Origin of the sequence: Streptococcus sp. 53 (assembly GCF_013276565.1) — a bacterium.
Lineage (GTDB): Bacteria > Bacillota > Bacilli > Lactobacillales > Streptococcaceae > Streptococcus.
On record NZ_VMLG01000024.1, the window covers coordinates 1 to 16,964 of the forward strand.

The window sequence follows — 16,964 nt, forward strand, 5'->3', positions numbered from 1 at the left end:
TATAAAGAATTTGTGTTTACAAATAGTTATCATTGCTTTTCAACAGTTGAGTTTTTACTTATTTTTCATTAAAATCATTTTCGTTAATTGCTATCATTTTTTTAAATCGTATTCATCTTCGTATTCATTTTCATAATCATCTTTGCCCGTATAGTTGAGAAGGTTGCAATTTCACTCTAATAGTTTACAAAAGGATCAGTGAGTAATGTCACTGTTTTTATTTTTAACAAAACCACTACTCCCCCAATCAGATGATTTTACGGATTTGAAATCCGTTTATTCGATTTACATTTCTTGGATTTTAAATCCATTTTTAAGCAAACAAAAAACCGCAAGCTTAAGCCTGCGGTGAAAGAACAATTTAGAAAGTTTTCTTTCTATTTATTTAACTGTAATCAAGCCATCTGGCTCTACTGTGAATTCTGGCTTGTCTGCCATTGTTCCGTCTGGTTTAATGTAATACCAGCCTGTTCCGTCTGCGGACTGGATAAAGGCATTTGATACCATGTTTCCGTTCTTACGGTCAAGATAGTACCAAGTCAACTTGTGCTTAATCCAACCAGTGACCATCTTGCCGTCTTCATCGAAGTAATACCAAGCGTTGTTGATACGAGCCCAGCCAGTTGCCATAGATCCTGAATCCGTGAACCAGTACCAGGCCTCCTTGTAATTCAACCATGTACTGCGTTTCATGAAGCCTTTATCATCAAAATAGTACCAAACATCGTTGATTTTCTCCCATTTATCGGTTGGATATGAGCCGTCTTCACGAACCCACCACCAGCCGTACTGATTTTGTTGCCAGCCTGTTTCAACTTCTTCAGGCGGTACGATATACCCCACGATTTCACTTACAGAGCGCTCGTTGTAGCGACAAGGGCCACCTACTTCTAGGTAGTCCCAGTTGCCATCAATATTCTGCTCAATCGTCTTGATTGTAGAGCCGTCTGAGTCTTCATAGACCAGCCCTGTATGTCCATAGTTGACACCGTCGCCAGCCACATATGATTTCACGAAGAACCAACCAGCTTTTGGATATTTAGCGTCATACACGACTTTCAGGCCTTGTGAACGTGCTGACTCAAGAAGATCATAAGCGTTGCCCCAAAGGGTCACACCATACCAATGACGAAGCCCGTAACAAGGTACGTCAGCACACTGGAAGCCATACGCTCCATCATTATCCACTCCATCGCCGTTGTTAGCCTTGTCAATGAAGAATTGAATCATTTCTTGTTTTTTAGACATACCTACTCCCTCCAAGCGTCATTCATCTGCTTCACGGCTGACTCCACAAAGGTGTCCAAGTCTTTGTCCGTCATGCTGATCTTATATTTGGTCAGCTCTGCCCGGATTTTAGTGCGAGCCTGTGCCAGTTTTTCATCTCCCTTGTAGCCAGTTTCAGCAGCAACCTGCTCCACGGCATTAACTGCGTTCTTGGCTAGGATTTCAGCGATGATCACCGCTTTCTCTCCGCCTTTACGCAAAAGATAGTCTTTCACTGCTTTTACAATACCGCCTACTGCTACTGCTAAAAAGCCTGTCGCAAAGGCAATGATGAGTTCGTTAAATTGTGTCATGTGTTTTTTCCTTTCTATTTTGGTTCATACACATCATAGATAGTATTGGGGTCTTTCGTTCTGATAGCTTCATATTGAGCCTTTGTACCAACCCAATATTTCAAGGCTTGCCCACCGTTTTGGTTGATGATGTTCTGACCAGGCGCACCATCTGCTCCTCTAGGCCCTTGAATGCCCTGCAGTCCTTGTTGCCCTCGTTCGCCTTGGACGCCCTGCGGACCACGTTCTCCTGCGGCGCCTCGTTCGCCATCGTTGATGTTATCCAAATGGGTAAAAGCAGAGGCTCTCAATCCTCTATAATTCACTTCAATGCGGACTTCGAACCAGCCACCAGAGCGCTGAGTAGCGTTCCACTGACCAAATTTACCATTTGCATCAGGCGTTTGATTTCTCAAAACACCCCAGCTATTATTCCCAAAACCACGGTAGTAATAATCAAGAGTATAGCCACTCGTGACTGCTTCGCCATCGTAGAATACATCCGCAAACAGATTCAATTGGCTAGTAGAGCCATTCTTATAAGAACCCTCAATACGAACGCTGGCATTCAAACTATGCCCATTTTCCCCTTTTAAGCTTTCTCTCTGGCTGGAGGTCAGATTGTCAAATGATGGACGATTTTCCAAGGCAGAAATCCTAGCCTTGATGGGGATATCATTGTACAACTCCCATTTTTGAGCGTAAGTAGACAAGTCTTGGTGGGAGGTCAAGTAGCCTTTCTCTTCCAGCTCCGCTTTTGTAACGAGGGTTTCTGGATTGACTCTCGGTCTACTCTCAAGGGAGTTCAGCCTTCCCTGAACCTCCCTATCCTTTAGCTCTGAGTCTTCTTTGATAGCCTTGACATCCCTACCAATAGCTGTTGCTAGATTTTCAAGGTTACTCATAGCACTCACGCTTTCGCTGCGTTATAGGTTGCGACCAAATCAACATTGGCAATCTGGTCTACACGTCCGCTGACTTCGGTAATTTTCCCAAGAAGTGCGCCGTTTTCGTCTTGTCCCATACTTGTGATTTTTTCCGCGATTTCTTTCAGCGTATCCAAATTCTCAGGGGTACCTTCACCCAAGATTTCAGCCTTAACTTCAGATTTAGCTTGGGCGATTGCCTGATTCATGGCAGACGTGCTGACTTTCGTTTTCAGCTCTTCGTTTACCTTTTTGTTATCTTCCCCCACTGCCTGCGCAAATGCTGTTAATTTTGTAGTATCCATTTTGTGTTACACCTTTCCTAAATTGTAATAAAAGAGTAGGTCTGGAAATTCCGGACATACCCCACCATCTGTTACTGTTTTTTCTGCAAGTTGTTTCTCAACTTCTTTTGCAATATCCAGCTCCTTTAAAGCATGGACTTCTTCTGTGACCAATTCCTTATCTGAGGCGACTATCTGGATATGGACAGATTTATCACTGGGAAAAACATAGCCTCCAGCCGTGATTTCCAAGCGATAACTCCCAATCGGCAAGATAGCGTCCAGATGAAAACTCACACCTTGACTGGTAACAGCTACCTGCTTCTTCCACTGGTAGCCCTCCTTGGTCAGACTGATCAGCGCCTCCTCCCCTTCCAAAGAGGAAATCACTTGGTAGTCTTCGTCTAAGAGGGCAAAACCAAAGGTGGAAGCCAAGTCCCCTTGCTTAATCAGGTGCCCACCGTCAATCTGTGCGAGATTGGTCATATTGAGATTACAGACCATTCTGCACCTCTTTCTTTACTGTTTACTTTGTATCAAGGCTTTCAGTTCTCTCACATCTTCGCCTAGCGATTTGACCTGTTCAGCCAGCACCAGAATAGCCTTATTTTGTTCGTCATGGTTATCCAGTCTTTTGTTAGCCGACATTCGAAATTCGCGTAAGTTCTCAATGTCTTTTTCTATGGCTGTCATGCGATTTTCCTGCTTGGTTGCCCTGTCCTTCATGGAAAAGTACAAGACAACCACAGGAATCAGAGAAAAGAGAAACCGAATCAATAAGTGCTCAATCTCTGTCATAAGCACCTCGCTAGTTTGCCAGATGGCTCAAACCACGACGCTTCAATTCTTTACGCACACGGTCCTTCCAGCGTTTATGTACCCATGAAAAGTCAACTGCTCCACGTTCCAGTAGGTTGATGTACATATCGATTTTTGCTTGGTCTAGTGTAATCTTACTCATTGCTGCTACCTCCATTGTCTTCACTAGTGCTCGCTTCGCTTGTCGGTGTAGGAATTTCATGTTCTGTCTCGCTTTCTGTTGGTTGTTCTACTGCTGGTGCAGGTTGGATAGGCGCTTCTGCTACTGGTTGTTCAGTAGTTGGTTGCGCTGGTGCTGGTTCATCAGCTTGGTTTTCTGTGTCCGTAGCCTGAGGGGCTGCCCCGTCTGCCTCCTCTTTCTCCCCCTGGTCAGTCTCTCCTTGAGCTTCCAGCTCTTCCAATCGTGCTAAGATATCCTCAATATCCTGAGCATTCTGGAGATTGACCTTCTGCATGCCATCCATGAGCTGGTTGGCTCTCTCCAGCGCTTCCGTTGTCTTAGCCAATTGTTCTTGGTTCTTGACAATGGCACTAGTAGGGTCAAGTTCCGTTCTAATAAAATCTAAAACGGCTTGAACCAAAACATCTTCATTATCATGCGTGCGATTGCCTGGCAATTCCACACGCTCATAGCTGTAGCGCCCAGGTTCTTCTTTCTCAATCGTTACGATTGTGACATTCTTCTCCCCCTTTAAAATCGGGCTTCCTGTTAATTTGTAAGTCATTTGTTAGTTCCTTTCATTTTTGCTTGCGTTTCGTCAAATAGTTCTTTTAGTGCTGGTTCATATTCCAGCACGGCTTTAAAGCCCTGTAATTCAGCTAAAGTCAGCGTATAACGTGCCTCTAAATGAGCACTACCCAATTCGCCTTCTGCCAAACGGTTAACGAGTAACTCAGCGACTAGCTTGTCGATTGTGTTATTATCCATGTGTGTTCTCCATTTCTTTGATTTTCTGGTCTAGTTCTTGGACAGCCTTTAGCAAGTAGGGGACGAATTTTGAATAGTTGATAGACAGATAAGATGTTACTTCATCTGTTTCAATTGCTTCAGGTACTACCTTCTGTGCTTCCTGCGCAATCAAACCAATTTCTTCATGTTTCTGGCTCTCGATGAAATCAAATGCGACCATGTTCAGTTGGTTGATTTTATCCAAGGCTTTTACAGCTGTGTCCGTGATGTTCTCTTTCAAACGTCTATCTGAACTCGAAGTAATACCAGCATAGCCTCTCCATTTTGCTGTAGTGATTTGATTCCACCAGACGACGGCATTCTCTCCGCCAGCTGGATTTGACCCAGCACCATAAATATCTGCATTTCCTGTCCAGATACCTTTATTAGCATTAATCTTGCTGTAGAAATTAACGGTTGTAGAGCCAGAAAAGTCAACTTTACCATAGAAGCTAACTGTATTCTTACAATACATCTGTCCATCTGTGTCTACATGCCAAGAGTTCGGTCCTGCTTGGTTCCAGTTATCGCCCCAATTAGCCCAGAAAGCTGTCTTAGTACCATAACCAGCACCATTACCCATACCAACTGAGAATTGGTTTACTCCAGAAATCCAGCGACCGCCTCCATTATCAAACTGCCCTAAAGTGAAACCTCCAATTTCACCTTGGTAGGCTTGTAAGAAGGTTGAGCTAGATACAACAGATTCAATCTTGGTTGTGAAGATTTCCTTAGATGTCAGCTTGTCAATCAAGGCATCTCTAGCGGTCAGGTTCCGAATCAGGGCATCGTCTACGCTGATTTTATCGCCTGTGATGGCACCTGCTTGGATATGGTCAGCAGTGACAGAACCAGCAGCCATTTTTCTAGCTGTTACAGCACCATCTACCAACATATCCGACTGTACTCTAACCCGTGGAGCGATGATATCAACCCCTCTCGGACTTGCGGAAATGGTAGAGGCTAACTGCTCGCCCGTCAAGGTAGTTGAGCCGATGGTCACACCTTCAGGCGTCACTTGAACCCTCGCACTGTTAGCAGCGTCTCGCACTTCCTGCCTGATTTCTCTAGCCGTCTGAGCGATGGCGCTCTTGACATTCGTATCAAAGAACTGAGTCAGCGCCCCTTGATTGTTCTGCTGGATTTTGCCCCACAGGGTGCTGTTTGGGTCTCTCAATTCCAGTTCAATAGAACGCATATCCTTGAAGAGACCTGACAAGGTGCGTTGTGTGACAGTAGGCTCCACAAAGCTAGTCGGAAAATCTCCTTGCTCCAGTTGGATATCCGTCAGCACCGTGTCACCCACACAGCCCATATGATGGAGTTTCAGCAGTTCATCTCGTGTCCGTGGCTGAAAGACCTTATAATACCGCCCGTTATGCTTAAGAGCAGGCAAACGGACGTTTTGAATGGTTATGTCCATGTGTTACCTCATTCTGTCATATAAAACAATATCTTTATAATCATCTCTAAACCAGTTTCGTGTCAAATCCGATAAAGCTTGACGCTTGCTTGATTCATCTACTCCTGCATCTTCGTTTTGACCTAGTAAAAACATAAAAGATGGACTAGGTGTTGATAAATTATAAGCATATACCTTAACAAACTTTTCTTCTATTCTCAAATAGTAGTACCCTGATTTTAATCCTTCATATCGGTACAAGAATCGAGTACGGCAATTTAAAGCAGCTGACTGATAGTTAATATTTGATATAGTCAATGACAAAGCATTTACAATTCGAAATCTGTATTTTTTCCAGATTAGCTTATCTCCTATATATCTTTCAACAACTTCCTTGCCACCCACGTAAATTCCTTCTCTAGTCATACTACCTCCTACGAACTACTATAGATGTCATAGATAGTATTGCTATCCTTGTTAGGAATCGCGTCATATTGAGCCCTTGTACCAGACCAATACTTCATCGGTTGCCCACCGTTTTGATTGATGATGTTTTGACCAGGCGCTCCGTCACGTCCTCTATCTCCATCAGCACCTCTGGGACCTGCTGGACCCGTTGCTCCTTTAGCTCCTGCTGGACCTCGCAAGCTATTTCGTTGTGTCTCTGTCAAGGTGTCAAATGTAGGACGATTCTCAAGAGCTGTAACCCTGCGCTTCAATTCATTATCGTTGTACGGTGTTGGGAAATCTCTGGTACCAATCCCTTGAACAGATACATTAGTCCCATTAACAGCTGTTACCTTCCAAAAACCTTGATTGACACTTGATACACTGTTCCAGTAATCTTCAATGATATCCCCAACCTTGATACCGTCAGGGTTCATAATGTTATTTGTTGTTATCGTGGCATTAACACCTACACCACCTCCAGGAATGTCTCCTTTAGCGATTCGATAAATTGGGATTTCAGCTTTTTTAGCGTATTCCGCCAAAGCACGCTCTGCTGCCGAACCTTCAAACCGTACAACACCGTCCGCACCTCGTGGTCCTGTTTCCCCACGTTCTCCACGGTCACCTTTCGGACCCGTCAGATACTGCAAGGCTGAGAAATGGTCACTGCCATTTCCGACCTTGACCTTACCTGTGTCGCTCTCTATACCTAACTCTCCATCAAGTAAGACCAGAGTGCTACTCGCCCAATCACTCGCTGACATACGCTTGTGTTGTACCCTTACTGGGATTGTTTCCGTCATGTTCTACCTCCATCAAAAATAAAAGTTGGATTCTCGCTCCAACTTCCCTCATATCTATCATTTTGCCCGTCAGCTACCGTCCTGTAGACTGGCGCTAGTTCAATCCGTCTTGTCTGATTGTCAATCGTCACAGACTGCTCTACATTCTGATACCAGTCGCCTGAGAATGTCAGACGATAGGCACCGTAGTAGACCGCTAAAACCTGCTCTTCTTTCTGGACAAGGTCTTTGTCAATCGCTGGCATGACTGTATTAGCAGGCGCTAAATGAACGCGACCGCCATAAAACGGATTCTTATTGACTACAATAGTCACATCTATTTTACCGTAAGGCGTGCAGGTTGCTGACCAGCTGATGACGTATTTCTTACCTAGTTCAAAGCCCTCTCCGTTGTGACCGACTTCCACAAAATCCGTTCCATAACTGATTTTCTTAGCCGTGCCACCATTCAAGCGGTTCTTATTGTACTGAGTATTCCCGTCACCACCAATCAAGCTAGCGTTGACCCTTGCAGTTTCACTGACCTGCTCAAGTTTTTTGCTGAGTTCTGCAATTGAGTCAGCGCCACTCATCAGCTCTTCACGGATACGCTTCACGAACTCAGGACGCTCTTTCTCCATTTCCTCGTGAATTTTAGCGCCAAATTCTTCGGCGTTTGCTTTGTATTTTTCGATTGCGTCATCAATCGCTTTTTTACGTTTCTCAAACTCTGCTTCAAAGGCTGCGTCTGCTGCTTCTATCTGTGCTTGGATTTTCGCTTCAATGCCATCTTGTTGCTTTATCTGCTTGGTAATCGTACCCTCGTAAGAATACTGAGTATCATTTCCAGCCTTACTGTCTGCGCTGATACGACCTCTCAGACCGCCTTTAAAAGTAAAGCTCTGACTTAACACAGGAACTTTAAAGGTTTCTTTCTTGTTGGTCTGAATGGTTACCCACTGCCCAACCTCAAGCAACAGATGCCCTTGGTAGTTGAGATTATACGGGTAGTAAGTCAGGTTTTTCAGCTTGTAATACAGGTCATTTAAAGCGCTCTGGGTCATAAAGACATTGTCCAGTTCCAATGACCGACCTGTCTTCATACCAACCGTCAGAGACTTCTTGTCCGTCTTACAAGTGATACCAGCTATCTGATACTCAATCTCACTCTTGGTTAAACCATGCAGAAAGTAACTATCTGCGTTAATCGTGATATTTGACTCAGTTAAATCACGGATTTCCATCTTGCCTTCTCGATTGAAGAAACAAGACATCCCAATCATCTGAGTCATAGCGCTCAGCATATCCCTAAAGGAAAGTTTCTTACCTTCAGGAACTTGCTCAATATGATAACGCATAGCACTGATTCCGAAATAGTCATTCGCTAACTCAATGCCTGTTTTCAGGCAGATTTCCTGAATAACCTCTCGTACCTCAGCTGGGAAATGCAAGTCCGTCACATACTCACGATTGAGCTTAAACATACCGTCCATGAGCTCCAGCGTGGTTGTGTTGCGGTTTCGGTCAATCTCAATATCGTTGATGAAGTATTCCCCCATCTTGACCCACTGGTAGGTATCCCCAACAAGTAGACCAATCTCAGGGTGTAGAATATCCAGCTTATTGAACGTGGTAATGATACTGGTAAAGGTAATCTTACCGCTACCAGCACACGTTCCACCGGGCTTGTATGTATCACCTTTGATGTAGCCATACTCAAAGCTAGCCTCTTTGATATCTCGTGAAGCATAGTCTCCAACACGGATAGCCAGCGTCCTTTCCTTGGCAAACATGGCCCTGTCAAATTGTCGTCTAGTTAAAGCGTCCATTTTCTTACCTCTCTACCAGATTAAATTTAGCGCCAGACCAAGGTTTGAACTTCTCAGTAAAGGTATAGCTTGGAGCTGTCCTATCACCGACGTAGAAAGTCCCAGTTGTCTGACCTTTAACGGGGTCAGGGTAGGAAACCTCAAAAAAGACTGCTGACACGGCATTTAAAAGCTGACTCATTTCTTCTTGAGTCATCATACCCCATTCACAGTCTAACTTACGCTTAGTCGTAATACGGTCACGCACCATATCGCCATTGGCATTACGCCCTGTTTCTCCATCGATATCTTGAATACCGACCTGAAAAGATTTGGGAGGCTTCACAGCCACCCCATTGATTGTCAATTGTGCCATTTAACCTCCTAAATCTTGAGCAAGGTTTGACCTGCTCGTTCATGTTCCTTGTTGATTTCTTGGATGGCTACCCGTCCGAACTCATGTCCTGCGATTTGGATAACGATGTCGCCGTCTCCAGAAAATCCACCTTGTGGACCAACACCAGCCATGGCATTTACTACCGCACTGCTGACAACTCGCCCAAGTGTTTGGATAAATCCTGTATTTTCAAGTGGTACGACCGCCTCTTTACCTGCTTCACCAATCATGGCAATAGTTGGACTATCGACGATACCACCGCGGGCAAGACGTGGGAGGCTGACTGTACTTACACTACCAATCCATCCGAGACCAGGTAAGTTTCTAACAACATCTAAAACACCGTTAATCATGCCGATAAATCCATTAACCACATTCTCAATAGTGTCAAGAACCGCATTAACAGCACTCTTAAACGCTCCACCTACTGCCTCACCGACCATCTGGCCAGCGTTTACTAAGATACTTTTAACAGTATCCCAAACACCTTTAAAGAAGTCACCGATAGAACTGAAAGCATCTTTTACAGCGTTGTAAGCATTAGTGAACATCTCACCAAACCAGTTTGAAACGCTGGAAAGCGCACTTGTAACATCGTTCCATCTTTCACCAAACCAAGAGCCTAGTTTACTAAAGATGTTTGTTAGACCAGTCCATGCTTTTTGGAACATATCCGTAAACCATGCCCCAATATTAGCTAAAGCACTAGTCACATCAGCCCAACGTTGCCCGAACCATGAGCCGATTGGTGTGAAGATATTAACGATAGCGTCCCATGCTTGCTGGAACTTCTCGCTAAACCATTGACCTATTGGCTCAAAGATTTCTTGTAGCTTCGTCCATAGACCGCTGAAAAATTCGCCAATCGCTTGACAAATACCACTGATAAAATCACATAGTCCTTGCCAAGCAGTTTTAGCAAATTCAACAACAGTATCCCAGTTTTGGTAGAGTAAGACACCGATACCAATTAAGGCTGCGATTGCTGCGATAACCAGAGTTATCGGACTGGTCAAGACTGCAATAGCTCCATTGAGTGCCCATGTTGCGGCTGCTGCGACTCCTGCTGCAACCGATTGAGCAATTTCTGCCGCTGCTGCAAGTCCCATTTGTGCTGCATGAACACCCCACGCCAGTGCTGATTTACCAAGTTCTAGAGCAGTTTTTCCTAACTCTACAATCAATTTACCTGAATTGACCACAAAGTCTTTTGCATATAAGGTGTTCAAATACACGCTTTCTGCAAAGTCCTTGATTTTGTCAACTGTCAAGCCTTTTACAGCACCAACTAAATCAGTGAAAGCTCCGCTTAATTTACCAATTCCTGCTGCAAGACCACCAGCCTGCTCAGCCCAAGACATGAATTTAATTCCTTCCCAAGCTGTCGATACCAGACCGATTGCGGTGGCCATGGCTGAAACTATCTCTCGGTTATCCTTACACCAATCGGAAAAAGCAACGAAAGCATCGCTAACGACTTTTACTGTATCAGCTAGAATTTTTAAAGCCTCTAAAATAGCTCCGCCTAGCACATCGGCAACTTCACCAATGTTGATACCGAATGTATCAGCTAAAAACTCAGCAAAAGGTTGCATATTATCTTCCCAGACTTGTTTGAGAACATCAACCAGTCCTCCAAAAGCTTGGCTTAAAGAATCAATTGCTGGACCGATATGATTGTTATAGACATCTTCAAATCCATCTGAGAATCTTTGTAAAGCTGGAGTAACATTGTTGTCAAAACTGTCTAGAAAGACTGATACAATTTGAGAAATACCGCTAGAAATAGTTGTTATAAATGGGCTAACATGCTCATCATACACACGACTAAATGCATCTCCGAAACGGTTCACTGCTTTCTCTATTGTTTCGAATACTGGAGCAATTGCATCTAAAGCTCCCTGTAAAGAACTTGATAATTTCGGAGCGTTATCTGTCACAATGCGTTCTAAGCCCTTGAATAAATCACCGCCAAGCTTGCTTCCAATCTCAACAGCTTTTGAACTCAAACTCAAAAATGTTGACACAATAGCGCTACCGATACGAACCGCACCAGTTGAGGTAATGACATCGTAGAAAGCACTAGAAAAGGCCTGAGCGATGTTTCCTACTGCCTCTGCAATGTTACCAATATTATCAAACAAAGCAACTAGCGCCCTGATAATGCGTTCCTTTTGCCTTCCAAGACCATTTGCAATACTTTCGGCAAGGAAAACACCGATACCCAAACCGATAGTAGCTATTGAGCCTGTCACTTGCCCTAAAGCATAAGCAATTTTCTCAGCCATTCGGTTAAAGGCATTCACAACCCTTGGGTCAGTAGCGATTTCTTCAAGAGTTTTCTTGATTCGTTCTAAAGCAGCTTTTATACGCTCTAAACCTTCTGGTCTAAAGGCTGCATCAAAACCTTTTTTGAAGAGGTCAAACAACCCTTTCAGCTTATCCCCAAGGCCATCGAAAATGCTCTTGAACTGGTTATCCATATCGGTCAACTCAACTTCTGGCAAGATGTCTTTGAAAGGTCCGCCACCGCCTTCCTTTCCTTTACCACCTTTGCCACCGCCTCCAGAACTGCCCGCGTCATCGTCTTTTGGTTTTTGTAAGATATTAATCTCGTCAAATCCCAAAAGACCTAGCAATTCTTTAGCGGCCTTCTTAGCGTTTTTGGCCGAGTCTCCAAGGTTATCAGCAAGCCCTCCTGCTGAATCTCCAGCGTCATCTACTGCGTCAGCAAGGTCTCCTGCTCCGCCTGCAGCGTCTTTCATGGCGTTACTCATGTCTCCGACTGCTCCACCAACACCATCTTTCACTGTTGCTTTCTTGTTGAACATCAAAGCGATAAACTCAGCAAGTTTAGCAGTAACGTTCTTCAAGACCATAGCAAAAGAGTTCAAGACAGGCATAATGGCATTGATAATCGGCAACATAGAGTTACCAAGGTTCAATGCTGCGTCCTTCATCAGCGACTTAAACAGGCTTATACGACCATTTACAGAATTAGACAAGGTATTCCCATACTTGGCTGTAGCCTGTTCCAGAATAGCCATAAGGCGGATTTGTTGCTGGGTTTGGTAGTCCAACTGTTGCCAGCTCTGTCCGTTTGCGAACTTCTTAAAGGCTTCAGTGGACTCAATCATAGCCACATTGACGTTGATTCCTAGATCCTCAATTGCTTCCGTGTTCCCTAGCAAACCTGAGCGAATCCGCTCCATAACGTCTGTAATCGTGCGCCCTGAACCTTCAGCAACAACTGCCGATGTCTGCAACATCTTAGCAGTATAGGCGCTTAGCTTGTTGGTATCTTTGATAAATCCAGAAAATAGGTTTGAGTAGACTGCACCGTATTTAGTCGCTTCGCCCACACCCATATTCATCGCGTTGGCGTTATCGTTAACCCATTTTAAGAAAGATTGCGAACTCTCGCCCATCTGGCGCTTGATTTGGTTCATAGCCGCTGATACTTCAAGAGCTGTCTGCGTTGAATACATCCCAACATCAAGCAATTTCTTACCAATGATTGCAAAGCCAGCGAACTTGGCTAGCTTGCCAAACGCACTACCGATTGAGCTCGACTGTTCACGAACTTTTGCAGTGGCATTTTTCACTTGGTCAGATGTTCCTTTGACCTGATTCTCGACTTCTTTCATCTTCTTCCTGAAAGGCGCTATCTCAGCGTCAATCATGACTTTCAATTCGTCAAGAGTTGCCATTCATTTCCTCCTTCCTTTTGCGATTATGTCTTTCTGCAAATTCACGCATTCGTTCCTTATGCAACAAAAACGCTTGTCTCTGTCGTTCCTGTTCTACCGCTTGCTGTTCTTCTACAAATAACTCAGGCGCATATTCCCAGAACTCAAAGACCTTGGCATCTTTGGACAATAACAAAGAAACATGATTGGAAATCATCTGCGAAAGTCTATAAGAGTCAATAATCTTTTCTTTACGCTCTTGGATTTTGACACGGTTGTAGCTTTCAATCATTTCCCTGATTTCAAGCACCGTTAAATCCCAAAAATCAAGAGGCTTACCCCCGATGTCCAAAAACATAGGATAAAGCCTCTCAATAATCTGCGTTACCGTTAAGATTACTCGACTACTGTCATTTTCTTCTTGGAAGTTTTCTTGTCCTTGCTTCCTCGTGGAGTAAAACCCGATACTTCAAATAGTGGCATTAACACCTCTGTCATGAAGGTTGTTTGGTCTCCCCCGTTGTCCACGTATTCATCGTATAGATCATAGACATCTTCAAAGGAATACCCATGTTCATACTGCTGCAAGGCCCCATGAACTAACAACAGCATAACTTTTAAAGGTGGCAAAGTGAACTCCTCGCCAGCTTCAGGCATGAAAATCTTCAGCAAGTTCATGCCGATTTTTTCTTCCACAGTTGCAGCCTGATGAGATGTCAAACGTAGCTTCAACTCTTTTTCGTCAGTAACTTTCCAAGTTGTGTATTTTAACGCCATTTAATTAACCTCCAATTCCGTCTACAAATTCCAACTCTGACTGCAAAGCAATTTTAAGGGTGAACTCGATAACAGCATTGACACCGCCACCGCCAAGCTTAACAGATACTTGACCTTCAAAATGAACTTTAGTGTTGTCTGGGTAAGTTTGCTCAAAGAAAAGTTTTGTCTTGTTGTCTGCCGCGTTACGCAAAATACGATAAGGTGCGGTTGCGCTATCGTTCTTGTAAGAGAATTTGTATTCCAATTCCCCTGCGTCGCCAATACCAAATTCATATTTTTTAACCTTATCTTCAAGAGTAGTGTTCTCTACTTTTTCAGGCTCAATACCAAACTCTGGTACTTCTTTCAACCCAGCAAGTTTAGTATAAGTTCCTTTAGCTGTACCATAAGCTAACGTAATTCCATTTGCTAACATGTTTAATTCTCCATTCTAAATTGAAAAACAAGCTCTGAATCTAAGTCAACAACACCTTCAAAACGCATGACCTTGTGTCTCAAATGAGACGGATCTGGCACGTCTTGGCAGTCGGTTCTTCGTAAACCTAAAGACTCAAAAATCTGATTGATTTTAACAGCTAACTCACTAGTGCTGGTATCATCAAAGATATCCACCTTGTAGCGAATAGAGGATTTGTGTTCCTTGTCGTCAAACCAATCACCCGGCTTGTTTTGTTCTTCTAAAAAAATAACGACCGGGAAAGTCTCCCAATCGCTAGGATAAGTATCAGTCACATTATCTGCGACCTTTTGCAATTCTTTATAAATAACAGGCTTGATATTAATCATTTTATTTGTTCTCTTATCTTTCTACGGACATAATTTGAAATATTCTTAGACACACGTTCTTGATTGTCTCTCAAAGCTGGATAAAGATAAGGTTGGGCAGGTTGACCATACATCTTGTAGAACTCCCCAATCTTTTGAAAGTGGTAAGACCCTACATTGATTTGGTCTTCATGCACATACCAAGGACTAGACTTGTAAGTCACGCTAACTTCTGGAGAGATACCAGAATGGCTAGCCTGACCCTTAGGTCCCGTTCCAAACTCAACGTAAGGAGCATATTTCAGGTTGGTGTAAACTTCACCTATAGCCTTATCTCCGTCCATTTTTGCTCTAGTTTTGATACTAGTTCTAAGTTCTCCATCACTCACTGGTACAAGTCTTCTTGCATCAGCTTGGACAACCTTTATAGCAGCATTGTGTACAGCACGTAAGACGATATCCTCGCCAGTTTTTTTACTCGCTAACCGTCTACATTTAGCTATAAGCCTATCTGCCCCTCGTAGCCCTGACACGCTCTAACTCCAAGACTTGATGATGTGTGTAGACCTTTTTAGAGATAACCCTATGAGTCACTTCCGTCGGGCTATCGATACACACACCATCCTTTACTTTGATAGTAGCTGACTTATTGGCATTTGCGTTCAAAATATCATTGACACGCTCACCGTACAATTCAGATTGTAACTTGCTACTAGCTGGCCACAATTCAAGGCGGACTGTCTCAGCTTCCTTGGCATATCCTTCTTTTACGACGCCTTCCTCTGTGACAGTCTTTTCAAACCGTCGCATTGGATAAGGTTTCAGTCTACTCTGCTTCAAAAACATGACCTGCCACCCTTGCTAGTCTGTGCATGCGGATACGCTGTAGAAGACCCGTAGACAGGCCGTTTTCTCCGTAGACTACTGCTATACCACCCTCGGTTCTGGAATGCTCTCCTTCCGCTCCTGAGCGGTTGTGGAGCTCGATAGCAACATCAGGTATTAAGAGACTTAAAGCAGGTGTCAAAGATGTGCGATTTGTCTCTGATAAGATAAGATTTGTAGCTCTCGTTTGGAGCAACATGAGAAGCTGAGTATCTTCTTCGCCTGTCATTTTCTTCAGCAACTCTATAGACATATCAATCCTCTTCTAAAAACTCAGGCTCAGGGAGGATTTCCTCAAGAACATCTGAGATAGCGACACCATTGCTGGCAAAATTTTCAGCCAACTCAGCATAACGCTCCTCAGTAATCTCAAGTTCCTCTCCTGCCAGTCGTTTCACATTTGATTCCCAATCATAGAAATCTTGTTTGATTTTAAATTTCACTTTTTAAATCCTCCAACACCTCTACAATTTCGGCTTTTGATAACTTATAGGCGCCAGCGATGCCAGCTTCTTTAGCTAGATTTTTCAACTCTTCTAGAGTCTTATTTTCTAAATCAGAATACTGACTAACCTGCTCCTCTTGGATATAATGACGTCGTAGCAATAAGCTCATATCGTCACCTCTTACTCACCGAATTTTACAACTCGTGTAGGGTCGTATAGGTAAACGCCGTAGTGTTCATCACCAGTGATAACCGTTGTCTTTTTAATGATGTCACGGTCTGTTTCGATAGCTACGTCACGTTTCATCATGATAACAAACGCACCGTATTTATTAGCGTCGTCTGTCTGAGTTTGGCTAGGAGAGACTTTGACGATAAATCCTTTGCCTTCATCAACTTTTTTAGAGCGGACGATTTGCACACCGGCAACTTCACCAAAGGTTCCAGAAACGACCATATCTGCACCAATCTCTGACCCCTTAGTCCATTCTTTCGCTACTGCAGTTTTTAGCTTAATAGCATCTTTAGGGTTGATAATAGCAACATATCGAGCATCTTCTTCATCCTCAAAAATATCAAGAGCTTTATCGATTGCCTCAATAGTTGTAGGAGCGTCTGCAACGTGTTGTGTTGCTGTTTTCGCTACTGCCACCAAATCGTTATCAATTTTATTAGCGATAGCCAACCCAAGCTGATAAGTAGCTTGACCTAGTGGGTCACCAAGACCTGACAAAAGAGCTTCATCGGTAATTTCATAACCTTTAGCAGCCTTTTTAATAGTCATTTCTTTTTCTTTTGTTGATAGTTGGTCTAGAGTAATAGCTTGACCTTCTCCAACCTCTGCAGCATCTCCTGCATACTCCCATGCTGGAACTTTTAGAGTATTCCCTGGTCGGCCTTGGAGTGCTGTTTCCACATAAGCCAGTGAAGTGAATTTAATCAATTTAGGTAGTTTAGCGGAAACCATGTCCGCCATTACTTCTGGGTTAACCATAGTGGCTAATTTAGTTTGTCCTGCTGTCAT

24 protein-coding genes and 2 pseudogenes are annotated in these 16,964 nt (G+C 43.7%); all 26 read right to left on the minus strand.

Annotated features, from left to right (window positions below; all coding sequences use genetic code 11):
• Window positions 1–381 precede the first annotated feature (381 nt).
• Window positions 382–1,248, minus strand: a complete 867-nt coding sequence (locus tag HT722_RS10740) for a CHAP domain-containing protein (protein ID WP_173278499.1) — start codon at window positions 1,246–1,248, stop codon at window positions 382–384.
• A gap of 2 nt (window positions 1,249–1,250) precedes the next feature.
• On the minus strand, window positions 1,251–1,580 hold the full coding sequence (locus HT722_RS07820) for a phage holin (RefSeq protein ID WP_173278501.1): 330 nt from the start codon (window positions 1,578–1,580) through the stop codon (window positions 1,251–1,253).
• 14 nt (window positions 1,581–1,594) lie between these two features.
• A complete protein-coding gene (locus HT722_RS07825; RefSeq protein ID WP_173278503.1) occupies window positions 1,595–2,464 on the minus strand; it encodes a collagen-like protein in 870 nt (289 codons plus the stop codon).
• Window positions 2,465–2,469: 5 nt separating this feature from the next.
• Window positions 2,470–2,790: a hypothetical protein gene (locus HT722_RS07830; protein ID WP_173278505.1), complete on the minus strand. Its 321-nt coding sequence runs from the start codon at window positions 2,788–2,790 to the stop codon at window positions 2,470–2,472.
• A 6-nt stretch (window positions 2,791–2,796) separates the two neighbouring features.
• Complete coding sequence (locus HT722_RS07835; protein WP_173278507.1) at window positions 2,797–3,273, minus strand: hypothetical protein; 477 nt, start codon at window positions 3,271–3,273, stop codon at window positions 2,797–2,799.
• Between the two features lie 15 nt (window positions 3,274–3,288).
• Entirely contained in the window at window positions 3,289–3,567 is a 279-nt protein-coding gene (locus tag HT722_RS07840) for a hypothetical protein (protein ID WP_173278509.1), read from the minus strand.
• 10 nt (window positions 3,568–3,577) lie between these two features.
• Window positions 3,578–3,730 (minus strand): hypothetical protein, encoded by a 153-nt coding sequence (locus tag HT722_RS07845; protein ID WP_000036642.1) that lies wholly within the window; start codon window positions 3,728–3,730, stop codon window positions 3,578–3,580.
• On the minus strand, window positions 3,723–4,313 hold the full coding sequence (locus HT722_RS07850) for a hypothetical protein (RefSeq protein WP_173278510.1): 591 nt from the start codon (window positions 4,311–4,313) through the stop codon (window positions 3,723–3,725). Before HT722_RS07850 ends, HT722_RS07845 begins: the two co-directional genes overlap by 8 nt.
• Complete coding sequence (locus HT722_RS07855; RefSeq protein WP_173249838.1) at window positions 4,310–4,516, minus strand: hypothetical protein; 207 nt, start codon at window positions 4,514–4,516, stop codon at window positions 4,310–4,312. Before HT722_RS07855 ends, HT722_RS07850 begins: the two co-directional genes overlap by 4 nt.
• Window positions 4,509–5,393: pseudogene (locus tag HT722_RS10560) on the minus strand (tail fiber domain-containing protein); the annotation flags it as partial. The gene HT722_RS07855 and the pseudogene HT722_RS10560, both read right to left, overlap by 8 nt.
• A 189-nt stretch (window positions 5,394–5,582) precedes the next feature.
• Window positions 5,583–5,960: pseudogene (locus HT722_RS10565) on the minus strand (gp58-like family protein); the annotation flags it as partial.
• A gap of 3 nt (window positions 5,961–5,963) precedes the next feature.
• Complete coding sequence (locus HT722_RS07865) at window positions 5,964–6,365, minus strand: hypothetical protein (protein ID WP_173278514.1); 402 nt, start codon at window positions 6,363–6,365, stop codon at window positions 5,964–5,966.
• 8 nt (window positions 6,366–6,373) lie between these two features.
• On the minus strand, window positions 6,374–7,192 hold the full coding sequence (locus HT722_RS10675; protein ID WP_275690587.1) for a collagen-like protein: 819 nt from the start codon (window positions 7,190–7,192) through the stop codon (window positions 6,374–6,376).
• Window positions 7,189–9,000, minus strand: a complete 1,812-nt coding sequence (locus tag HT722_RS10745; RefSeq protein WP_345789585.1) for a pblB — start codon at window positions 8,998–9,000, stop codon at window positions 7,189–7,191. Before HT722_RS10745 ends, HT722_RS10675 begins: the two co-directional genes overlap by 4 nt.
• A gap of 4 nt (window positions 9,001–9,004) precedes the next feature.
• The gene (locus HT722_RS07880; protein WP_164226351.1) at window positions 9,005–9,355 is read right to left on the minus strand and encodes a DUF6711 family protein; all 351 of its coding nucleotides are present in this window, start codon (window positions 9,353–9,355) and stop codon (window positions 9,005–9,007) included.
• A gap of 8 nt (window positions 9,356–9,363) precedes the next feature.
• Window positions 9,364–13,086 (minus strand): hypothetical protein, encoded by a 3,723-nt coding sequence (locus HT722_RS07885; protein WP_173278516.1) that lies wholly within the window; start codon window positions 13,084–13,086, stop codon window positions 9,364–9,366.
• Window positions 13,073–13,423, minus strand: a complete 351-nt coding sequence (locus tag HT722_RS07890) for a hypothetical protein (RefSeq protein WP_173278518.1) — start codon at window positions 13,421–13,423, stop codon at window positions 13,073–13,075. The genes HT722_RS07885 and HT722_RS07890 overlap by 14 nt, the downstream gene beginning before the upstream one ends.
• 38 nt (window positions 13,424–13,461) lie before the next feature.
• The gene (locus tag HT722_RS07895; RefSeq protein WP_001185631.1) at window positions 13,462–13,842 is read right to left on the minus strand and encodes a DUF6096 family protein; all 381 of its coding nucleotides are present in this window, start codon (window positions 13,840–13,842) and stop codon (window positions 13,462–13,464) included.
• Window positions 13,843–13,846: 4 nt separating this feature from the next.
• Window positions 13,847–14,260 carry a phage tail tube protein gene (locus HT722_RS07900; RefSeq protein ID WP_173278520.1) on the minus strand — a complete coding sequence of 138 codons (414 nt, stop codon included), beginning with the start codon at window positions 14,258–14,260 and terminating at the stop codon, window positions 13,847–13,849.
• A 2-nt stretch (window positions 14,261–14,262) separates the two neighbouring features.
• Window positions 14,263–14,631: a hypothetical protein gene (locus HT722_RS07905; RefSeq protein WP_173278522.1), complete on the minus strand. Its 369-nt coding sequence runs from the start codon at window positions 14,629–14,631 to the stop codon at window positions 14,263–14,265.
• On the minus strand, window positions 14,628–15,143 hold the full coding sequence (locus tag HT722_RS07910; RefSeq protein WP_173278524.1) for an HK97-gp10 family putative phage morphogenesis protein: 516 nt from the start codon (window positions 15,141–15,143) through the stop codon (window positions 14,628–14,630). Before HT722_RS07910 ends, HT722_RS07905 begins: the two co-directional genes overlap by 4 nt.
• Window positions 15,118–15,456 (minus strand): hypothetical protein, encoded by a 339-nt coding sequence (locus HT722_RS07915; protein ID WP_173278526.1) that lies wholly within the window; start codon window positions 15,454–15,456, stop codon window positions 15,118–15,120. The genes HT722_RS07910 and HT722_RS07915 overlap by 26 nt, the downstream gene beginning before the upstream one ends.
• On the minus strand, window positions 15,437–15,748 hold the full coding sequence (locus tag HT722_RS07920; RefSeq protein ID WP_173278528.1) for a phage head-tail adapter protein: 312 nt from the start codon (window positions 15,746–15,748) through the stop codon (window positions 15,437–15,439). Before HT722_RS07920 ends, HT722_RS07915 begins: the two co-directional genes overlap by 20 nt.
• 1 nt (window position 15,749) lies before the next feature.
• Window positions 15,750–15,938: a hypothetical protein gene (locus HT722_RS07925; RefSeq protein ID WP_173278530.1), complete on the minus strand. Its 189-nt coding sequence runs from the start codon at window positions 15,936–15,938 to the stop codon at window positions 15,750–15,752.
• A complete protein-coding gene (locus HT722_RS07930; protein WP_000054935.1) occupies window positions 15,928–16,110 on the minus strand; it encodes a Rho termination factor N-terminal domain-containing protein in 183 nt (60 codons plus the stop codon). The genes HT722_RS07925 and HT722_RS07930 overlap by 11 nt, the downstream gene beginning before the upstream one ends.
• Before the next feature lie 11 nt (window positions 16,111–16,121).
• The gene (locus HT722_RS07935) at window positions 16,122–16,964 is read right to left on the minus strand and encodes a N4-gp56 family major capsid protein (RefSeq protein ID WP_173278533.1); all 843 of its coding nucleotides are present in this window, start codon (window positions 16,962–16,964) and stop codon (window positions 16,122–16,124) included.